Source organism: Kitasatospora sp. NPDC002543, assembly GCF_053594915.1.
In genome coordinates, this window is sequence record NZ_JBSFWR010000225.1 from 1 (window position 1) to 2,132 (window position 2,132).

The 2,132-nt window shown below is 70.9% G+C and carries 1 protein-coding gene; it reads left to right on the forward strand.

The genetic code is table 11. From position 1 onward, the window contains the following. Positions 1-2,132, forward strand: a 2,132-nt coding sequence (locus ACWD4P_RS38115) for a condensation domain-containing protein (RefSeq protein ID WP_449782808.1), incomplete at both ends; no start/stop codon positions are given.

A 2,132-nucleotide genomic window follows, 5' to 3' on the forward strand; every position in this document is an offset into this window, starting at 1 on the left:
GGGGCCGGTCTGGCGCACGGCTATGTCGGTCGGGCAGGCTTGACGGCGGAGCGTTTCGTGGCGAACCCGTTGGGCGAGCCGGGTGAGCGGATGTACCGCACGGGTGACCTGGGGCGTTGGCGTGCGGATGGTGTGCTGGAGTATGTGGGGCGTGCGGACGACCAGGTGAAGATCCGGGGCTTCCGGGTCGAGCCGGGCGAGATCGCTGCCGTCCTCCAGGGACACGAGGCAGTGGCCCAGGCTGCCGTGGTGGCCCGGGAGGACCGGCGCGGCGAGAAGACCCTGGTCGGGTATCTGGTGCCGAACACGGGCCAGGAGATCGACCTCGGATTACTGCGGCGTTTCGCGACCGGCCGGCTGCCCCGGCACATGGTGCCTTCGGCGCTGGTGGTGCTGGAGGCGCTGCCGATCACGCCGAACGGCAAGCTGGACCAGCGGGCTCTGCCCGCACCCGCCGTCACGACCGCCGGGACCGGTGGACGGGCCCCGCGCTCGGCGCAGGAGGAGATCCTCTGCGTGGTCTTCGCCGAGGTCCTCGGGGTGCCTGCGGTGGGGGTCGACGACGACTTCTTCGCGCTGGGTGGGCATTCCCTCCTCGCGGCCCGGTTGATCAGCCGCGTCCGCACCACTTTCGGTGCCGAACTCGGCATCCGCGACCTGTTCGACGCCCCGACCGTCGCCGGTGTCGCCGAGCGGCTGAAGGACGGCCGCCCGGCCCGACCCGCTCTCGTGGCGGGTGAGCGCCCCGAGGTGCTGCCGCTGTCCTTCGCCCAGCAACGACTGTGGTTCCTGGACCAGCTCGAAGGTGCCTCCGCCACCTACAACAGCCCCTTCGCCTTCCACCTGCGGGGGCCGGTGGACGTCGAGGCCCTGCGGGCGGCGATCGGTGACGTGGTGGGCCGGCACGAGGCCCTGCGAACGGTCTATCCGGCCGTCGACGGCAAGCCCCGCCAGCTGATCCTGCCCGCCGGGGAGGTACGGGTCCCGTTCACCGTCGTGGAGTGTGGCCGTGACGCCTTGGACCGGGAACTGAACCGGGCCGCGTTCACGCCGTTCGACCTCTCGTCCGAACTTCCGCTGCGGGTGGTGCTGTTCACGCTCGGCGGGGAGGAGTCCGTCCTGTCGGTGGCGATCCACCACATCGCCAGTGACGGTTGGTCGATGCGGCCGTTGTGGGAGGGCCTGGCGGCGGCCTACCGGGCCCGTCTGGCCGGTGCCGTGCCGGACTGGGAGCCGTTGGCCGTCCAGTACGCGGACTACGCGCTCTGGCAGCACCACCAGCTCGGCGAGACCGTGGACCGCCAACTCGCCCACTGGTCGGAGGTGCTGCGGGACGCCCCGCAGGAGCTGGCGCTGCCGCTGGACCGGCCCCGGTCCGGGACCGGCCCGCGTACCGGCGGTCTGGTGGAGTTCGGGCTGGACACCGAACTGCACGCGGAGCTGGAGGAACTGGCGCGCCGGCACGGGGTCACCCTGTTCATGGTGCTGCACGCGGCCCTGGCGGCCCTGCTCTCCCGGATGGGCGCCGGTACCGACATTCCCATCGGGACGGTGGTGGCCGGGCGTTCGGACGAGGCGTTGGACGAGTTGGTCGGGTTCTTCGTGAACACGCTGGTGCTGCGGACGGATCTGTCGGGCTCGCCGACGTTCGGTGAGTTGCTGGGTCGGGTCCGGGAGACGGACCTGGCGGCGTTCTCGAACCAGGACGTGCCGTTCGAGCGGTTGGTGGAGGAGCTGAACCCGGTTCGCTCGGCCTCGGTGCACCCGCTGTTCCAGGTCATGCTCGTGCTGCAGAACAACAACGAGGGCGTGCTTCGACTCCCGGACGTCACGGTCGAGTCGAAGCCCTTCGCCGATGCCCCGGCCCGGTTCGACCTCAACTTCGCCTTCACGGAGTCCTGGGCCGCCGATGGCACGCCGGGTGGCATTGAGGTGGAACTGCAGTACGCCGCGGATCTCTTCGACCGCGCCACCGTCGAGTCGCTGGGCCTGCGGCTGCGCTCGCTGCTGTCCGCGATGGTGGTGGATGCGGGGCAGGTGGTGGGTTCGGTGGATGTGTTGGTGGGTGGCGAGCGTGAGTTGATCGTGTCGGGGTGGGGTGGTGGTGGGGGTCCGGTGCCGGGGGGTTCGGT